The sequence below is a fragment of the Suipraeoptans intestinalis genome (assembly GCF_009696485.1).
Classification (GTDB): domain Bacteria; phylum Bacillota; class Clostridia; order Lachnospirales; family Lachnospiraceae; genus Suipraeoptans; species Suipraeoptans intestinalis.
Genome location: NZ_VULY01000018.1, coordinates 1548209 through 1565672 on the forward strand (window position 1 = coordinate 1548209; position 17464 = coordinate 1565672).

Here is a 17464-nt window from a genome sequence, read left to right on the forward strand (position 1 = left end):
GGTCAGGAAGCGGTTTCGTGTTTCTTTGAAGAGTTCAGACATTGGCCCGAATACGCCTCCTACTTTCCGCTGTCGCCGTAATTGGACAGGACACGGGCAGAGGGATCGTTTACGTTGCAGCCTTCCCAGGTTTTGTTGGGCATCCAGAAATCCGTGATCATATGACTCTGGCCGGGGTAGTAGGCTTCAAATATCTGACGGTACAAAAGAGACTCTTTTGTAAAAGGCGCAGCATGGGTGTAGGTGTTACAGAGGGCTTCAAAGGTATCGTCAGAATAACGGCTTTCTGCGTAATCCTTCAGATGATCCACCAGAGAATGACCTACCGCGTCAGAAAAGGCCGCCTTTTCCCGGTAGAGGATATCGGAAGGAAGATAACCGTCTTCAAAGGCGTGGCGGAGCAGATATTTCCCTTTTCCGTAGGTGTTCAGCTTTAAAGCAGGATCGACGGACATGACGTACTTTACAAAATCCAGATCTCCGAAAGGAACTCTTGCCTCCAGGGAGTTTACACTGATACAGCGGTCTGCCCGAAGAACATCATACAGATGCAGTTCCCGGATCCGTTTGGCAGATTCTTCCTGAAAGGCCGCGGCAGAAGGGGCAAAATCGGTGTATTTATATCCGAACAGTTCATCGGAGATTTCACCGGTAAGGAGGACGCGAATATCTGTGGTTTCATGGATCGCCTTGCAGAGAAGGTACATTCCCATACTTGCCCGGATCGTGGTGATGTCAAAGGTTCCAAGAAGAGCGATCACTTCCTCCAAAGAAGAGAGCACATCCTCTTTGGTAATAAGGACTTCTGTGTGATCGCTGTGGATATGATCCGCCACCTGCCTTGCGTATTTCAGATCGATGGCGTCCTCGTTCATGCCGATGGCGAAGGTACGGATGGGAGTGGAAGATTCCCGGGCGGCAATGGCGCATACCAGGGAAGAATCCAGACCGCCGGACAGGAGAAAACCTACTTTTGCATCGGCTGTCAGACGCTTTTTGACGCCTGCTACCAGTTTTTTTTGAATCTTTTGGCAGACGGTCTCCAGATCGTCCCGGCAGACTTCTTTTACGTCGGTAATGTCACAGTAGCAGTGGAAAGCACCGTCCTGATAGTAGTGCCCCGGCGGAAAAGGAAAGATCTCCTGAACCAGGGGAACCAGATTTTTCGCCTCGCTGGCAAACACGATACAGTGGTCTTTGCTGTATCCATAGTAAAGGGGACGAATGCCGATAGGATCTCTTGCCGCAAGAAATTGCTTTGTTTCTCCATCGTAGAGGATCAGGGCAAATTCTGCGTCCAGCATGGAAAACATCTGAACGCCGTATTCCTTGTAAAGAGGAAGCAAAACCTCACAGTCCGAGTCGCTGTGAAACGAATAGGTACGGGACAGGGATTCTTTTAGAGCCTGAAACCCGTAGATCTCTCCATTACAGACCACATAGCTTCCGTCCAGTTGGAAGGGCTGCATGCCGGAGGGAGTCAGACCCATGATGGCAAGACGATGGAAGCCGAGAAGTCCGGTGGGAAGAGAGACGATACGGCTGTCGTCCGGTCCCCGGGAGACCGTTTTGGAAAACCCTTCCCGGAACAGGGAAAGGGGTGGGTGAGAGCTGTTACAGTAGCCCATGATGGAACACATAATCATTTCCTCCAATTCTGATGTAGTATCGATTTTCACAGCAGGATTGCCGTGCATATGACTGAAAATACCGACAGATATCTCCCGGAAAAAGACAGATATCTGCAGCAAACTATTTGAAAAGCTTCGGATCTACCATACGCCAAAGAGAAGGTCTCCGTATGTGGGGAATGGCCAGAGCCGTTTGGGACAAAGAAGCTCTGCCTCGTCACAGGCAACACGCAGGGTACACATGGAGGGCAGGATCACATCCCGTATCTGAAAAGCGGTGCGGCAGGTGTCGGAGAGTTCCTGTAATGCCACCAGATGATCGGACAAGGCTTGGACCTGGCTGTGAATCCGCTGGGACAGGCCGGTCAGCTGATGTAGGACTTCTTTTTCATAGACACAGGAAAGAGAAGCATCTACTTCCTGCTTCGTGCGAGCGATCTGAGCCATTTCCAGTGTGTAGCTGCTGATGGCGGGAAGGATCTCTTTCATGACCATATCCACCATGGTAGTGGCTTCAATGGTGATGGATTTGCAGTAATTTTCCAGAATGATCTCCATTCGGGAAGAAAGCTCTGCCGGGGTGAATACCTTGTGAGTAGTCAGCAGCTCCAAGTTTTTCTGATCCAGAAGGTGAGGCAGGCAGTCCGGGGTAGTGCGATAATTCAAAAGACCTCTTTCTTTTACCGCTTCCCGGATCCAGGTGTCGTCATACCCATTGCCGTTAAAAATGATCCGCTTGTGATCCTTGATGGTTTTTCGGATCATTTCATGGAGAGCAGAGGGGAAGTCCTTTGCATGCTCCAGGCGGTCGGCGTAGATCTTCAGACTCTCGGCCACAGCGGTATTCAGCATGATATTGACACAGGCAATGCTGTCGGAAGAACCAAGGGCGCGAAATTCAAACTTGTTGCCGGTGAAAGCAAAAGGAGAAGTCCGGTTGCGGTCGGTAGTATCTTTGGTAAATTTAGGAAGAACATCTACGCCCAGTTTCATTTTGGATCTTTTTTCCGCAAAGTAAGGAGTATCTGTTTCAATGGCTTCCAGGATGGAAGTCAGCTCATTTCCCAAAAAGATGGACATGACCGCCGGCGGGGCTTCATTGGCACCCAGGCGATGATCATTTCCTGCGGTTGCCACAGAGATCCGAAGAAGATCCTGATAGTCGTCTACGGCTTTTATCACAGCGCAAAGAAATAGAAGGAACTGGGCATTCTCGTAGGGAGTGGCTCCCGGAGTGAAAAGGTTGCTGCCGTCATCGGTAGTCATAGACCAGTTGTTGTGTTTTCCGCTTCCATTAACACCGGCAAAGGGCTTTTCGTGGAGAAGACAGACCAGGTGATGCCGGGAAGCTGTTTTCTGGAGAAGCTCCATGGTCAACTGGTTGTGATCGGTGGCAACGTTGGTGGTAGTATAGATAGGTGCCAGCTCATGCTGGGCGGGCGCTACCTCGTTGTGCTCTGTTTTTGCAAGAACGCCCAGCTTCCAAAGCTCCTGATTTAAATCCTCCATAAAAGCAGCCACCCGGGGCTTGATCACGCCAAAGTAGTGATCATCCATTTCCTGTCCCTTGGGAGGCTTGGCGCCGAACAGGGTTCTTCCGGTGTAGACCAGATCCTTTCGCTTCAGATACATCTCTTTGTCGATGAGAAAATACTCCTGCTCAGGACCGACAGAGGTATGAACGTATTTGGCAGTGCTGTTTCCAAACAGGCGCAGGATCCGCAGAGCCTGACGGTTCAATGCCTCCATGGAGCGCAGAAGAGGTGTTTTCTTATCCAGAGCCTCTCCGCCATAAGAGCAGAATGCAGTGGGGATGCAAAGCGTGTTGTCTTTGATAAAGGCATAAGAAGTGGGATCCCAGGCAGTATACCCTCTGGCTTCAAAGGTGGCGCGCAGTCCGCCGGAAGGGAAGGAGGAAGCATCCGGTTCTCCTTTGATCAGCTCTTTTCCTGAAAATTCCATGATCACGCCTCCATCGGGAGACGGGGTAATAAAGCTGTCATGTTTTTCGGCAGTGATCCCGGTGAGGGGCTGGAACCAGTGGGTATAATGGGTAGCACCCCGCAAAACAGCCCAGTCCTTCATGGCGGCGGCAACAGCGTCGGCGACGGTTGCGTCCAGCTTGGCTCCTTCATGAATGGTCTTTTCCAGGGAAGAATATACGGAAGCCGAAAGAGTTGCTTTCATGACTCTTTCATCAAATACCATGCTCCCGAAGCTTTCTGTGATTGTTTTCATTATGCAGTCACTCCTTTTCCTTTAAACTCTGTCGTTGCCGCAGTGTGATCCTTACAAAGCGTTTGTTGTTTCGGGACTCTCATCTCATCTAAAACAACAAAAAGGGCGTCTCTGAGTGTTTCACTCAAAGACGCCCTTGCCTTCAATGCTACGTATTATGCACCGTTTCCCGGCGTTTGTCAAGAGGAGAGGTGAAATGACTTGAAGTTTTGCAGGCAAAATGATATAAAGTGTTATTATACCAGTAGAAAGCACAGGAAATAGAAGGAAAGCAGGGTGAAAGATGAAGTACTCAAGAGAAGAAGTGATCCAGTATGTGGAGGAAGAGGATGTAAAGTTTATCCGACTGGCGTTTTGCGACGTATTCGGAAGGCAGAAAAATATTTCGATCATGCCGGAGGAGCTGCCCCGCGCATTTCGATACGGTATTGCTTTTGACGCTTCTGCCGTAGAAGGATTTGGAGATGAAAGTCACTGCGATCTTTTTTTGCATCCGGATCCGGAGACGCTTTCCCTTTTGCCATGGAGACCGGAGCACGGGAAGGTGGTTCGTATGTTTTGCAGGATCGCCTATCCGGACGGAAGCCCTTTCGAGGGGGATACAAGGGAGGTACTGAAGCGTGCGGAAGCCTATGCACAGCAAAAAGGATATGCGATTTCTTTTGGCGCGGAGCAGGAGTTTTACCTGTTTCGGCTGGACGAAAACGGGGATCCCACCAAGATTCCTTACGATCAGGCGGGGTATATGGATATGGCGCCTTATGACAGGGGAGAAAACGTGAGAAGAGAGATCTGTCTGACACTGGAGCAGATGGGGATCCGCCCGGAAAGCTCCCACCATGAGGAAGGGCCCGGACAAAACGAGATCGATTTTCGCTATAGTGACGCCCTGGTGGCGGCGGACAATGTGATGGCATTTCAGACGGTGGTAAAGACCATCGCCTACCGAAATGGACTGCTGGCAGATTTTAGCGCCAAACCGTTAAGCAGCAGACCGGGAAACGGATTTCACATCAATATGTCTGTGCGCAGCCGGGACGGAGAAGATCATATGTATTCTATGATGGCAGGGATTTTGGAGAAGATAGAAGAAATGACTATATTTTTGAACCCGTGGGAGAATTCCTATGAGAGATTCGGAAAGGAAAAGGCGCCGGCCTATGTGTCTTGGTCACATGAAAACCGTTCGCAGCTGGTCAGAGTGCCGGCAGCGGTGGGAGAGTATAAAAGAGCGGAGCTGCGGTCGCCGGATCCTACCGCCAACCCCTATCTGGCTTTTGCACTGCTGATCTATGCAGGGGTTCAGGGGATCGAGAAGGGGCTGGCCCTGCCGCCGGCGGCAGACTTTAACTTTTTTACAGAGAAGGAGGAAATCCTGAGGCAGTACCGGAGACTTCCGAAAACGCGTCAGGAGGCATGCCGCAAAGCAGAAGGTAGCGCATTTATCCGGGAATGTGTTCCGGAAACTATCCGAAGAATTTATTGCGACAGAATCTAGCAGAGGGGATGGAAGAGCGCCCGGTACCGGCAGTGAGAGGCAGAGAAAGCAGAGCAAAGAGGAAAACGCCGGGAGGAAAGCAGGGCATTCGGCAGAAGAAACAGACATTTGATGACGGAAGGAGGGAAGCGGCATGGAAATGAAAGAAACCAGTTACGGGGTTTTGATCGTATCAGCATCAGAAAACTTTAACCATTCTTTTGGCCAGCTGCTTTCCAGATCCAAGCATCAGCCGGTGCGGATCGCAAAGGATGTGGGAATGGCAAAAAGGATCCTGGCAGAAAAAAGATTTGACCTGGTAGTGATCAATTCTCCCCTTCCGGATGAAACGGGAATCCGATTTGCCATTGATGCCTGCAGCTGGGATTCGGTGGCAGTCTTGTTTCTGGTCCGCCAGGAAATCTATGAAGCCACCAGAGACGAATTGACCCGGCACGGAGTTTACACGCTGGCAAAACCGACTTCCCGCCAGATCCTGACCCAGGCTCTCAGCTGGCTGGAATGTGCCAGGGAGCGTTTGAGAAAACTGGGGAAAAAGACATTGAGTATGGAAGAAAAAATGCAGGAGATCCGGCTGGTAAACCGGGCGAAATGGCTCCTGATCAGTGAATTGAAGCTTAGCGAAGAAAACGCGCACAAATACATTGAAAAGCAGGCCATGGATCAGTGCGTCCCCAAAAAAGAGATCGCGGAAACGATCATCAGGACATACGGGTAGGGAGAAGGGAAGAAAAAGAATTTTTCTTTGTGCAGAGTATCTAAGAAATCAGGCGGAAATAGGAAAAGTGTCTGCCGGATTTTGTGGAATGCTCTGAAAATAAAAAAAGGGAAGTGGTTGGAATTGACAGAAAAAAAGAGAAACGGTATATTGAAGTCATAAATGAAACCGGTTACATAAAAGAGGAGCAGATAAGTAAGGAGAAGATACAGTGAAAAAATTGTCACCATCTATGATGTGTGTGGAAATTGATCAGTTAAAGGACTATCTGAGCATATTCGAGGAAGAGAAGATAGAGTATTTGCATATAGATATCATGGATGGTGAATATGTGCCGAATTTCACATTGGGGACAGATTACATCAGACAGCTTCGCCAACTGACAAAAATTCCTTTAGATGTACACCTGATGGTGATGCACCCGGAAAAAAAGATTGGATGGTTTGATTTTAAAGAGGGAGAATTGGTTTCTGTCCATGGAGAGAGTACCTTGCACCTGCAAAAAGCGCTGCAGGAGGTCAAATGTTCCGGGGCAAAGGCAATGGTCGCGCTGAATCCGGCCACACCGGTAAGCAGTTTGGAATATGTGCTGGATGATATTGACGGAGTGCTGATCATGACGGTTAATCCAGGGTTTGCAGGGCAGAAGGCAATCCCTATGGCTGTAGATAAAATCGCAGATTGTAGGACGTTTCTTGATGAAAAGGGATATCCAAACATAGAGATACAGGTGGATGGAAATGTTAGTTATGATCTGGCAGGTCAGATGTCAAAAAAAGGCGCGGACATCTTTGTGGCAGGAAGTTCCAGTTTCTTATGTGGGATCTCAGGAGTAAAAGAAGGAATACAGAAAATGCGCAGGATAATAGGATAACTTTTGAGGGAAAAAGATGGCAAAAGAGCTGACGATCAATGATATTGCGCGGGAAGCAAAAGTTTCAAAAGCAACGGTGTCGAGAGTGTTGAACGGAGTAGATTGTGTGAAACAGGATACCAAAGAAAAAGTATTGGAAGTGATGAAAGTAAGAAATTTTTCACCTTCTGCAACAGCAAGAAACCTCTCTAGGCAAAGTTCAGATACTATCGGAGTGATCGTGCCGGAGGTGGATAATCCTTTTTTTGGTGAGATACTCCGAGGGATCACAGAAATTGCAGATCAGGATAATACGACACTGATTTGCTGCAATTCAGATGACAGCGCCATGAAGGACAGAAAGGCACTTCTCATGCTGAAAGAGCACCGGGTTAAGGGACTTTTGTATACGCCGGCAGTAGATTACACCTCCAAGGAACAACAGAAAGCAATCCACAAGCTCTTAGAGGATTTGAATGCTCCGATAGTAATTATGGATCGGCAGACAGAAAGTCTGCGAAAATATGACGGAATTTTTTTTGATGATGAGACAGGAATCTATGAAGCAGTAACATACCTGGTACAGAGTGGACATAAAAAAATTGCATTGATCAATGCGACTCAGGACAGGGTACTTGCCAGGGTTCGGCTGAGGGGATATGAAAAGGCCATGAAGGAACAAGGGATTCCCATAGACAGGGACAACATTCTAGAAGGAAATTACCGCATGACAAGGGCGTATGAACTGTCGGCAGAACTACTGGACAGGAAAGAGCGTCCGACGGCAGTAGTGACCTGCAACAACAGGACCAGCTTGGGATTTTTGAAGGCATTGTATGAGAAAGGCGAACGTCTGGAAAAAGATATTTCTTGTATTGGACTGGACAGAATAGAAGCGCTGGATATTGTGGAGAGTCAATTCAACTATATTGAAAGAGACGCAAAGCAGATGGGGCGCAAGGCCGTTAAACTTTTAAACGAGAGGATTAAATATCCTGCGAAACATCAGGAGCAGGTTGTAATGAAACCTATTTTAAAAATATGGAAGGAAGACCGGAGGAAGGCAGATGAAAGACAGATTTAAGGAACTATCGCAGATGGCGCTGGAGGAACTAAACGAAGTATTCTCCCGGATGGAAGATGAAGATATCAGACCGCTTTTGGAAGCAATAAAAAAAGCAGACAGAATTTTTCTTTTGGGGGCAGGAAGGGAAGGACTTTCTACAAGAGCTTTTGCGATGCGGCTGATGCATTTGGGAAAGCAGGCTTACTGGATTTGGGATGACACGACTCCGTCCATAAACGAAGGAGATTTAATGATCTGTGCCTGTGGATCTGCGGATGTGGGGCATGAGAATTATATTGGAGAGATGGCGAAAAAGAATCGGGCAGAATTGATTCTGATTACTCCATCTTCAGAGGGATTTCTTCTTTCTGTGGCAGATCAGGTGATTCGCGTTCCGGCGGCTGCGTATAAAGCTGTGGGGGAGTTTGTTTCTACCGGGCAGTTGATGGGAAATCTGTTTGAGCAGTCTCTGCTAATCCTGTATGACGTGTTGGTCATGATGTTACGAGAGGAATTGGGAGTATCGACAGAAGAAATGGTAAAAAGACACAGAAATGTGGAATAGGAAATTTGCCCAAAATGGGCCATGTGACGACATGGGACAATTATTATACACAAAGTAAAGGGAGGAAGAAGGTATGAGAAATCTCAAAAAATGGATTGCCATTCTGGCAGTTGCTACAATGACTTTGTCTATGGTAGCATGCAGCAGCGAAAAAGGCAGTACGTCATCGGATTCTGGCAAGAAGTCAGAAAAGAGTGCGGACGGAGATTTGTTTGATCTGGCAAAGTACAAGTCAGACAAGGACAAATCAGAATGGACGATTGCTGTGGTAACAAAGGATAATACGGCAAACTGGTTTAAGCGCATGGAACTGGGAGTGAATGAGTTTGGAGAAGAAACAGGAATTAACGTTATTCAGAAGGGACCGGCGAATGCAGATGCAGCTTCCCAGGTGCAGGTCATTGATGATTTGATCAATCAGGGAGTAGATGCTCTTTGTGTGGTTCCTATCGATCCGGGAGCTATTGAAGCGTCTCTGAAGAAAGCGATGGAACAGGGAATCGTTGTGATCACACATGAAGCGTCCAACCAGAAAAATACGTTGTTTGACACGGAAGCATTTACGGCAGACGATTTTGGTGCGGCTATCATGGATGCACTGGCAAAGGACATGAACGAAGAAGGAAAGTATGCCATGATGGTAGCGTATACAACTTCTACTACACACATGGAGTATGCAAATGCGCAGTATGAACATCAGAAAAAGACTTATCCGAAGATGGAACTGATCAATGACGGAGCGATTCCGTCAGCAGAGTCGGAAGAATCTATTGATACTTCCTACGAAAGAGCAAAAGAAATCTTGAAAGCGAATCCAGATCTGAAAGGCTTTACAGGGGTAGCATCCACAGATTGTCCGGGAATTGCCAAAGCGGTAGAAGAATTGGGACTGAATGTGAAAGTGGTAGGAGTGGGAACTCCAAATGAATTTAAACCTTATGTGGAATCCGGAACCATTTCCACTATCAAACTGTGGGATCCGAAAGAATCCGGATATGTTATGTGCAAAGTTGCATCAATGATCCTCTCTGGGGAAAAAGTAGGAGACGGAACAGATCTTGGACGTGACGGATACAACAAAGTTATGCTGGTGGAAGGAGATAACAGATGTCTGATCGGACAGGCGGATCTGACTATCACAAAAGAAAATATCAATGATTACGATTTCTAAAAAAATCGGCAGCTGTTAGATGTTTTGGGAAAATCGCACATCTTACAATAGAGTGGGATGTGCGATTTCCTCGTTTCCCGGTGCAACGTAAGAGAATTGGAACAGTTGTTTTACGTTACACCGGTGAAAAGAAAGGGTGGGCGAGAGTATGGCGCAAACAAACATATTGGAAGTGAAAGGAATCAAGAAATCGTTTGGTGGAGTTCACGCATTGAAGGGGGTAGATCTGACGATAAAAAAAGGAGAGACTCACTGCCTTGCAGGGGAAAATGGTTGTGGGAAATCCACCATCATTAAGGTGATATCTGGATTTTACAAGCCAGATGCAGGAACAATAGAGGTAGACGGAAAGGGATATCCGGTAATGACGCCGGCAGAAGCCATTAAAGCAGGAATTCAGGTGATTTATCAGGATTTTTCTGTGTTTCCCAACCTTACAGTGGTAGAAAATCTGGCATTGAATCAGGTGCTTGCCAACAAACAGAAAATTGTAAGGAAGAAGGAGTTCAGACGGATCGCAGAGGAAGCAGTTCAAAAGATCAACTTTGAAGTGGATTTAGATGCACTGGTAGAGACGCTTCCGGTGGCAGATAAACAGCTGATTGCCATTTCCAGGGCCCTGTTGGACAATGCAAAGCTGATTATCATGGACGAACCTACAACGGCTTTGACAAAGAAAGAAGTAAATCGCCTGTTTGAGATTATTGCAGAGTTGAAGAAGAGTGGTGTCACCATTCTGTTCGTTTCCCACAAATTGGATGAAGTGTTTGAGATATCGGACAGAATCACTATTTTAAGAAATGGAGAAAATGTGATCAGCTGTCCGACAGAGGAAATGACAGAAGAAAAATTTGCATATTATATGACAGGAAGGCATTTTGAGACACAAAAAAAAGAGCTGCAGGAAAACAGGAAATACGGAAAAGTAGTTCTGGAAGCAGAGGATCTGAGTGCAGAAGGATTCGAGCATGTGAATTTTCAGTTGAGACAGGGAGAAATCTTGGGAATCACAGGTCAATTGGGATCGGGAAGAACGGAGTTGTCTTTGGCTTTGTTTGGAATGAATCGACCCACAGCAGGAAAGATTCGGATAGAAGGGAAGGAAGTCTGCTTGAAAGACGTGAAAGCAGCGCAAAAACAGGGGATTGCTTTGGTGCCGGAGGATAGGCTGACAGAGGGGCTGTTTTTGCCACAGTCTATTATTCGGAATATTACGGTAACGAGATTAGATCAGCTGGCCAAAAGGGCGGGAGTCCTGAATCCCAAAAAGGTATCGGAAGAATCCCAGACCTGGGTGGATGAAATCGGCGTGGCAACTAAGAATCACGAGTTTCCGGTACAGACCCTGTCAGGCGGAAACCAGCAGAAGGTGGTATTAGCCAGATGGTTATCCACCCATCCCAAGGTATTGATCCTAAATGGACCGACGGTAGGGGTTGATATCGGAGCGAAGTATGATATTCATAGACTGCTTAGGACACTTGCGGCGGAGGGGATGGCGATTATTGTGGTATCTGATGATGCGGCGGAGATCATCGCTACCTGTGACAGGGCGATTGTAATGCAGGGTGGAAAAGTAACAGGAACACTGGAAGCAGGAGATCTGAATGTGACAGCCTTGACAAGGGCATCTGTATAGAAGGAGGTGGGAAGATATGCAAAAAACATGGAAAAAATTAACTTCTCAGACAGAGTTTTATGTATTTTTGATCATAATAGGACTGTCTTTGGCCATACAGATGCGTTCGGGGCTGTTTTTTACAAATAACAATCTGGTGGATTTGCTTCGCTCTATGATCGTTCCTTCTATTTACGCCATTTGTGCGCTGCTTGCCTTTGTGAGTACAGGACCGGATGTGTCCTTTCCTCTGATTGCTGCATTGAGCAGTTACCTAGCTATTATTTTGACAAATAAAATGGGATTGCAGCAGGCACCCTGGATTCTGACTTTTTTGATAGGGATTGCATTTGGATGCGTCATGGGCGCCTTAAACGGATTTATCATTGTAAAATACAAATTTCCCAGCCTGATCGTTACCCTAGGGACCAGTTCTATTTTCAGTGGAATCCTATTGGGAGCATTTGAGGCAGAGAGAATGGATCTTCCGGAAAATCTGGCCGCTTTTGGGAAAATGTCTCTGCTAACGGTAAAAAATGCGAAAAGCGGATTAGGTTCTACACTACCGGTGACATTTTTGATTATGATCGCCCTATACATTTTTGCCTATTTGCTACTGAATAAAACTTTGGTAGGACGTGGAGTCTATGCTGTAGGCGGCGATGAAATTTCGGCAGAAAGAGCTGGATTTCAAGTAAATGCGATCCGCTTTGGGATTTTTGTGATCAATGGAGGAATTGCAGCTATTGCAGGGCTGTGTTATGCAGTCATGTCTATGAGATATTTACCTACAGAGTATGCCGGAGGGGAGATGATTGTGATCGCAGCCATCATTCTCGGAGGAACCAGAATGACGGGAGGGATCGGAACACTGAAAGGATGCCTGTTGGGAACGCTTCTCTTAACAATGGTATCCAATAGTCTGATACTTTTAGGGATTTCTGTTTACTGGCAGAAAGTGTTTATAGGGGCGATCATTATTGTAGGGACGGCAGTTTCAGCTGTTCGAAGCCATAGTTCCAATCGGATCAAAACAAAAGTAAAAAAGGAGGCAGCGTAAGAAATGAAAAAGACAGACCATAACATACAAAGATTATTGATCCTGTTGCTTGCTTTTGCTGTCCTCGCAGGAGTTACCAAAACATCAGAATTTATGAAGATCGGGAATTTTCAGACCATGGCAAAACAGCTGTCAGAATATGGGTTGATGGCTGTTGGAGTCGGAATCTGTATGATTTCCGGTGGAATCGATCTTTCTACTGTCTATATTGCAAACCTTTGCGGAATTATCGCAGGATTGCTAATGCAGAAGAACACGACACCAATGGTTGCGATCCTTGTAGCTGTCGCGGTGGGTCTGGCGTGTGGAGCTTTTAATGGATATTTGGTATCTTATCTGAAAATTCCAGCTATGCTGGCAACACTGGGAACCTATCAGCTATTTATGGGGCTTGCCATCATTGCATCCGGAGGAAGCACTGTCAGTGGAATCCCGGATAGCTATACCAGCTTTGCAACAACGGCTCTATTTGGCTACATTCCCCTATCTTTTGTGGTATTTATGATCGCAGTGGCTTTGACATCCTTTCTTATGGGACGTACAAAATTTGGGACACGGATCTACCTGGTGGGAACTAATCAGAAAGCGGCAAGATTTTCGGGAATTCACTGTAATCTCACGCTAATTCGTGCGTATATGCTGTCAGGACTTCTTTCTGCTGTGGCGGGGCTGTTAAGTTTGGCAAGAATCAATTCGGCTAAGGCAGATTTTGGGAGCAGTTATACTATGCAGTGCATTCTGATCGCTGTTTTAGGGGGCGTAAATCCAAACGGTGGATTTGGAACAGTACCGGGAATCGCTATTGCGGTAGTAATCCTGCAGATGATGTCATCTTATCTGAACATGTTTCCAAGTATCAGCAACTATTATAGAGACTTGATCTGGGGTGTGGCACTGGTGGGACTCCTGATTATTAATTTTGCGCTGGATAAGAGAAAAATCAAAAAACTAAGTAAAATCAGCAATTAGTACAGTAAGAAGAGGGTATCTTGGCGTGCAAAAGCACATGCCTGAGATACCCATACTTTATTGAAAAGCAAAATAAGTACCAGAAATCATATGTTAGGAGAAGGAAATGAAAAAACCAAAACTGTTAGTGGTAGGGAGTATGAACATGGATCTATTCATACAGGGAGCAGACAGGCTTCCGGAACTGGGTGAATCCGTCCTGTGTGGAGAATATGGATATACAGCAGGAGGGAAGGGATCCAATCAGGCGTTAGCAGCTGCGCTTCTGGGGGCAGAAGTAGTCATGGTAGGGAGGGTCGGGAAAGACCCTAACGGAGATAGACTGATTCAGGAATTGGAGAAGGGTACTGTTCGTACAGACGGGATCGTGCAGGATGAACAGGAACAGACCGGACTTGCCGTTATGCTTTTACAGCAGGACGGTAGATATGTTTCTTACGTGGCTTTGGGGGCAAACAGGAAGTTATGTAGGGAAGATGTAAAAAAAGTGTTGGAGCGGGAAATGTTTGACATGATTCTGATGCAGTTGGAAATGCCGATTCAGACAGTCTATGACACCTATGTGCTGGCAAAAGAAAAAAAGATTCCGGTGTTTTTGGACGCCGGGCCTGCTATGCAACTGGATTTGTCTCCCTTACAGGGGATTTACATTCTTTCTCCCAATGAATCTGAAACCAAAGCGTTGACAGGGATCTATCCAGGGACACAAGAAGAGACAGAGAGGGCAGCCCGTCAGTTGTATCGGATGGCGGAGCCGAAATATGTGGTCTTGAAGCTGGGAGAAAGAGGAGCTTTTGTGTATGATGGAAAGAAAGGAGCTTTCTTTCCGGGATTTCAGGTGGAGGCGGTGGATTCCACTGCAGCGGGGGACACTTTTGGAGCGGCACTGAGCATAGGCCTTTGTAGAAAGCAGGGACTGGAGGAAGCGATTCGATTTGCTCATGCAGCGGCAGGAATCTGTGTTTCCAGAATGGGAGCGCAGACAGCCATACCCACAGAGGAGGAGGTTAGTGCATTTCTGGAAAAGGAGGAAACAGGTGAAAGAAAATAGTTTTCTGGAAGTAGGAAGAATCATAACGGGAGAATGCACCGTCGTGTTGGAAAAGATTCGGGCTGAGGAGGCGGAGGGGTTTCTGGATTTGATAGAACAGGCGGAAAAAGTGTTTTTTGTAGGGGTAGGACGCGTTTTTTTATCTATGCAGGCGATGGCAAAAAGATATGCACACTTGGGAATTTCTACGGTGGTGGTAGGGCAGATTACAGAACCGGCCATGACGGACAGGGATTTGTTGGTAGTAGGATCCGGCAGTGGGGAAACCTTGTTTCCGCTAATGATTGCGAAAAAAGCGAAAGAACTGGGCGCAACAGTGGTGCAGATTGGATATCGAAAAACGTGTAGCATGGAGGCATATCGGGATTTTTTTGTGAAGATTCCGGTATCTGGAAAAGAACCAGAGCAAAATGATCAAAGGGTCGTATCAAAGCAGCCCATGACATCTTTATTTGAGCAGACACTGCTACTATTTGGAGATACGATAGCGATGCTTATGATCCAAAGAAAAAATATTTGTATGAAAAAACTTTGGCAGTACCATGCTAATCTGGAGTAGAAAAGGAGGAAGAAGCTAATGAAGATACAGTTGGCAATTGATGATCTGACATTAGAGGAAGCAATCACACTGGTAACAGTGATAGAGAAGGAGATCGACGTGATTGAAATAGGAACGCCACTCGTGTACCAGGAAGGTATGCGAGCGGTTACTACAATGAAAAAGCGATTCCCCAAAAAAGAAGTGCTGGCAGATCTGAAAATTATGGATGCAGGGTATTATGAAGCAAAAATGGCGTTTCAGGCGGGAGCAGATTATGTGACGGTCCTCGGGGTAACGGATGACCTGACGATAGAAGGATGCTTGCGAGCAGGAAAAGAAATGGGAAAACAGATAGTAGTAGATATGATTTGCGTAAAGGAACTGGAAAAAAGAATAGAAAGGCTAGAAACTCTTGGAGTAAGCATGCTGGCGGTACATGTGGGGACAGATCAGCAGGCAGAAGGGCGGCGTCCGATAGATGATCTGAAGCTAATGAAACGCTGTTGCAGACTGGCAGAAATATCCGTGGCGGGAGGGCTATCTTTGGATACCGTTTCAGAATATGCGCAGTTGCAGCCACAGATCCTGATTGTGGGAGGAGGACTGACGCATGCGAAGGATCCCGGGGAAACGGCGAAAGGGATTCGGAAAAAGATAAAGGAGTGGGAGTAGATGGCAGAGGAAAAAATCTTGCAGATGATATTGAAAGAACTGGAAGAAAAATCATCCAGAATCAGAGGAGAGCAGATTCGGGATGCTGTGCGGGAAATCCAAACAGGAAAGAGGATATTCGTGGCGGGAGTGGGACGATCCGGCTTTGTAGCCAGAGCTTTTTCAAATCGACTGATGCATTTGGGACTCACGGTGTATGTAGCAGGAGATGCGACGACGCCAAAGATTGGGGAGGGGGATCTTTTCTTTGTGATCTCAGGATCTGGAGAGACGGATAGTTTGAAAGCAATGGCGGAGAAAGCAAAACAATGCAAAGCAAGGCTGGGACTTCTTACGATCTTTAAAGAATCCTGTTTGGGAAGAAAAGCGGATGTGGTGATAGAGATCCCGGGAGCCACACCCAAAAGCACCCTTGACCAAAAGGAGACCTCCATTCAGCCAATGGGGAGTGCGTTCGAGCAACTGGCATGGATTGTATGCGATACTTTGATTCTAGGGTTGATGGAATGTATGCAATGTACAGCGGAGAAAATGTTTGAGCGGCATGCAAATTTGGAGTAGCAATTTGCACAGGAATAGTTCGGACTGCTCTACAATCTAAAAAAAGTATAAAACCTATAAAAAAAGAAGAAAAGCCCTCTTTGTTTTCTGAAAAAGGAGTATACTGAAACGGTATAGAAACTATGGCAGGCAGAAAGCATGCCAAAAGCGTACCTTTTGAGTGAATCGGAAAAACAGAAAGATGTTACAAAGTCACGTATGAAGGAGGGAATTTTATGAAATTTAAAAACATTGTAGTAGCAGGCGGAGGCGTACTGGGAAGCCAGATCGCGTTTCAATCTGCGTTTAAAGGATTTTGTGTAAAAATATGGTTGAGGAGTGAGGCTTCCATTGGAAGAACCCAGCCGAAGCTGGATCGGCTATATCAGATCTACCTGAAAGAAGTGGAAGGATTGGAGGCGCATCTGGGTAAAGATTATCCAGACTGTCCACGAGGGTTTACTAATGAGTTTTCCAAGCTGACGGAGGCGGATATCCAGCAGTTCCGGCAGAAAATAGAAGAAGCATACAAAAATATAAAACTGGAGCTTTGTGAGGCAGAAGCGTTTCAGGATGCAGACCTTGTGATCGAAGCAATGGCAGAGAATCGGGAAGAAAAAGTGGCATTTTACAAGAGAATACGAGAGTATCTGCCGGAGCATACCATTCTGGTTACCAACTCTTCCACGCTGCTTCCCAGTATGTTTGCAGAGGATACCGGAAGACCGGACAGATACCTGGCACTGCATTTTGCGAACAATATCTGGAGAGGGAATACGGCTGAAATTATGGGCCATGAAGGAACCTCCCAGGAGGCTTATGACGCGGTGGTAGAATTTGCCGGGGAGATCGGAATGGTTCCATTGCCGCTGAAAAAGGAACAGCCGGGTTATATTCTGAATTCCATGCTGGTGCCATTTTTAAGTGCGGCGGAAGCGCTGTGGGCCAATGATGTGGCGGATCCCGAAACCATCGACAACACCTGGAAGCTGGGAACAGGATCGCCTTTGGGACCCTTCCAGATCCTGGACATTGTAGGTCTGATGACAGCGTATCAGATCGTTCTGGCAAAACCGGGGGCACAGGAGCCCGGTACGGTTATGTACAAGATTGCAGCGAAGCTGAAGGAGTATATTGACGCAGGAAAAACCGGCGTAAATGCAGGAGAAGGAATCTATAAATACTGACACAGAAAAAAGTGAAAGACGCAAAAAATCCGACCGCAAGGCCGGATTTTTTGCGTATAAAACACGGTATCCTGTAAAATAAAATG

Annotated in this window: 17 protein-coding genes; 15 read left to right on the top strand and 2 right to left on the bottom strand. The window is 46.7% G+C overall.

The features are described 5' to 3' along the window. Window positions 1-59 precede the first annotated feature (59 nt). Window positions 60-1640 (bottom strand): asparagine synthase B, encoded by a 1581-nt coding sequence (gene asnB, locus FYJ34_RS08090; protein WP_154477704.1) that lies wholly within the window; start codon window positions 1638-1640, stop codon window positions 60-62. A gap of 132 nt (window positions 1641-1772) precedes the next feature. Next, a complete protein-coding gene (locus FYJ34_RS08095) occupies window positions 1773-3869 on the bottom strand; it encodes a glutamine synthetase III family protein (RefSeq protein WP_154477706.1) in 2097 nt (698 codons plus the stop codon). Window positions 3870-4152: 283 nt separating this feature from the next. Here FYJ34_RS08095 and FYJ34_RS08100 point away from each other — a divergent pair, with 283 nt between their 5' ends. From FYJ34_RS08100 to FYJ34_RS08165, 15 genes are all read left to right on the top strand, one after another. Then, a complete protein-coding gene (locus FYJ34_RS08100) occupies window positions 4153-5367 on the top strand; it encodes a glutamine synthetase family protein (protein WP_154477708.1) in 1215 nt (404 codons plus the stop codon). An 8-nt stretch (window positions 5368-5375) separates the two neighbouring features. Continuing rightward, window positions 5376-5510, top strand: a complete 135-nt coding sequence (locus FYJ34_RS13560; RefSeq protein ID WP_268878930.1) for a hypothetical protein — start codon at window positions 5376-5378, stop codon at window positions 5508-5510. After that, a complete protein-coding gene (locus FYJ34_RS08105; protein ID WP_154477710.1) occupies window positions 5501-6085 on the top strand; it encodes an ANTAR domain-containing response regulator in 585 nt (194 codons plus the stop codon). The genes FYJ34_RS13560 and FYJ34_RS08105 overlap by 10 nt, the downstream gene beginning before the upstream one ends. 211 nt (window positions 6086-6296) lie before the next feature. Beyond that, on the top strand, window positions 6297-6959 hold the full coding sequence (locus FYJ34_RS08110; protein WP_320652047.1) for a ribulose-phosphate 3-epimerase: 663 nt from the start codon (window positions 6297-6299) through the stop codon (window positions 6957-6959). A 16-nt stretch (window positions 6960-6975) separates the two neighbouring features. Then, window positions 6976-8022 (top strand): LacI family DNA-binding transcriptional regulator, encoded by a 1047-nt coding sequence (locus FYJ34_RS08115; RefSeq protein ID WP_154477711.1) that lies wholly within the window; start codon window positions 6976-6978, stop codon window positions 8020-8022. Continuing rightward, window positions 8006-8569, top strand: coding sequence for a 6-phospho-3-hexuloisomerase (gene hxlB, locus FYJ34_RS08120; protein ID WP_154477713.1), 564 nt, complete (start codon window positions 8006-8008; stop codon window positions 8567-8569). Before FYJ34_RS08115 ends, hxlB (FYJ34_RS08120) begins: the two co-directional genes overlap by 17 nt. A 73-nt stretch (window positions 8570-8642) precedes the next feature. Continuing rightward, window positions 8643-9740, top strand: coding sequence for an autoinducer 2 ABC transporter substrate-binding protein (locus FYJ34_RS08125; RefSeq protein WP_154477715.1), 1098 nt, complete (start codon window positions 8643-8645; stop codon window positions 9738-9740). A gap of 148 nt (window positions 9741-9888) precedes the next feature. Continuing rightward, window positions 9889-11379: a sugar ABC transporter ATP-binding protein gene (locus FYJ34_RS08130; protein ID WP_154477716.1), complete on the top strand. Its 1491-nt coding sequence runs from the start codon at window positions 9889-9891 to the stop codon at window positions 11377-11379. A 16-nt stretch (window positions 11380-11395) separates the two neighbouring features. Further along, the gene (locus tag FYJ34_RS08135) at window positions 11396-12418 is read left to right on the top strand and encodes an ABC transporter permease (RefSeq protein WP_154477718.1); all 1023 of its coding nucleotides are present in this window, start codon (window positions 11396-11398) and stop codon (window positions 12416-12418) included. A 3-nt stretch (window positions 12419-12421) separates the two neighbouring features. Then, window positions 12422-13387 (top strand): ABC transporter permease, encoded by a 966-nt coding sequence (locus FYJ34_RS08140; protein WP_154477720.1) that lies wholly within the window; start codon window positions 12422-12424, stop codon window positions 13385-13387. 106 nt (window positions 13388-13493) lie between these two features. Then, window positions 13494-14438 carry a ribokinase gene (locus FYJ34_RS08145; RefSeq protein WP_154477722.1) on the top strand — a complete coding sequence of 315 codons (945 nt, stop codon included), beginning with the start codon at window positions 13494-13496 and terminating at the stop codon, window positions 14436-14438. Then, the gene (locus FYJ34_RS08150; protein ID WP_276959360.1) at window positions 14425-14997 is read left to right on the top strand and encodes an SIS domain-containing protein; all 573 of its coding nucleotides are present in this window, start codon (window positions 14425-14427) and stop codon (window positions 14995-14997) included. The genes FYJ34_RS08145 and FYJ34_RS08150 overlap by 14 nt, the downstream gene beginning before the upstream one ends. Window positions 14998-15015: 18 nt before the next feature. Then, the gene (gene hxlA / locus FYJ34_RS08155) at window positions 15016-15651 is read left to right on the top strand and encodes a 3-hexulose-6-phosphate synthase (RefSeq protein ID WP_154477724.1); all 636 of its coding nucleotides are present in this window, start codon (window positions 15016-15018) and stop codon (window positions 15649-15651) included. Next, window positions 15652-16212: a 6-phospho-3-hexuloisomerase gene (gene hxlB / locus FYJ34_RS08160; protein ID WP_154477725.1), complete on the top strand. Its 561-nt coding sequence runs from the start codon at window positions 15652-15654 to the stop codon at window positions 16210-16212. A 215-nt stretch (window positions 16213-16427) separates the two neighbouring features. Further along, window positions 16428-17378 carry a 3-hydroxyacyl-CoA dehydrogenase gene (locus tag FYJ34_RS08165; protein ID WP_154477727.1) on the top strand — a complete coding sequence of 317 codons (951 nt, stop codon included), beginning with the start codon at window positions 16428-16430 and terminating at the stop codon, window positions 17376-17378. Window positions 17379-17464: the final 86 nt, after the last annotated feature.

What these genes read in the sequence shown, in the direction of transcription:
- asnB (WP_154477704.1), bottom strand. Translation starts at nt 1,640, where the DNA reads ATGTGTTCCATCATGGGCTACTGTAACAGCTCTCACCCACCCCTTTCC.
- FYJ34_RS08095 (WP_154477706.1), bottom strand. Translation starts at nt 3,869, where the DNA reads ATGAAAACAATCACAGAAAGCTTCGGGAGCATGGTATTTGATGAAAGA.
- FYJ34_RS08100 (WP_154477708.1), top strand. Translation starts at nt 4,153, where the DNA reads ATGAAGTACTCAAGAGAAGAAGTGATCCAGTATGTGGAGGAAGAGGAT.
- FYJ34_RS13560 (WP_268878930.1), top strand. Translation starts at nt 5,376, where the DNA reads ATGGAAGAGCGCCCGGTACCGGCAGTGAGAGGCAGAGAAAGCAGAGCA.
- FYJ34_RS08105 (WP_154477710.1), top strand. Translation starts at nt 5,501, where the DNA reads ATGGAAATGAAAGAAACCAGTTACGGGGTTTTGATCGTATCAGCATCA.
- FYJ34_RS08115 (WP_154477711.1), top strand. Translation starts at nt 6,976, where the DNA reads ATGGCAAAAGAGCTGACGATCAATGATATTGCGCGGGAAGCAAAAGTT.
- hxlB (WP_154477713.1), top strand. Translation starts at nt 8,006, where the DNA reads ATGAAAGACAGATTTAAGGAACTATCGCAGATGGCGCTGGAGGAACTA.
- FYJ34_RS08125 (WP_154477715.1), top strand. Translation starts at nt 8,643, where the DNA reads ATGAGAAATCTCAAAAAATGGATTGCCATTCTGGCAGTTGCTACAATG.
- FYJ34_RS08130 (WP_154477716.1), top strand. Translation starts at nt 9,889, where the DNA reads ATGGCGCAAACAAACATATTGGAAGTGAAAGGAATCAAGAAATCGTTT.
- FYJ34_RS08135 (WP_154477718.1), top strand. Translation starts at nt 11,396, where the DNA reads ATGCAAAAAACATGGAAAAAATTAACTTCTCAGACAGAGTTTTATGTA.
- FYJ34_RS08140 (WP_154477720.1), top strand. Translation starts at nt 12,422, where the DNA reads ATGAAAAAGACAGACCATAACATACAAAGATTATTGATCCTGTTGCTT.
- FYJ34_RS08145 (WP_154477722.1), top strand. Translation starts at nt 13,494, where the DNA reads ATGAAAAAACCAAAACTGTTAGTGGTAGGGAGTATGAACATGGATCTA.
- hxlA (WP_154477724.1), top strand. Translation starts at nt 15,016, where the DNA reads ATGAAGATACAGTTGGCAATTGATGATCTGACATTAGAGGAAGCAATC.
- hxlB (WP_154477725.1), top strand. Translation starts at nt 15,652, where the DNA reads ATGGCAGAGGAAAAAATCTTGCAGATGATATTGAAAGAACTGGAAGAA.
- FYJ34_RS08165 (WP_154477727.1), top strand. Translation starts at nt 16,428, where the DNA reads ATGAAATTTAAAAACATTGTAGTAGCAGGCGGAGGCGTACTGGGAAGC.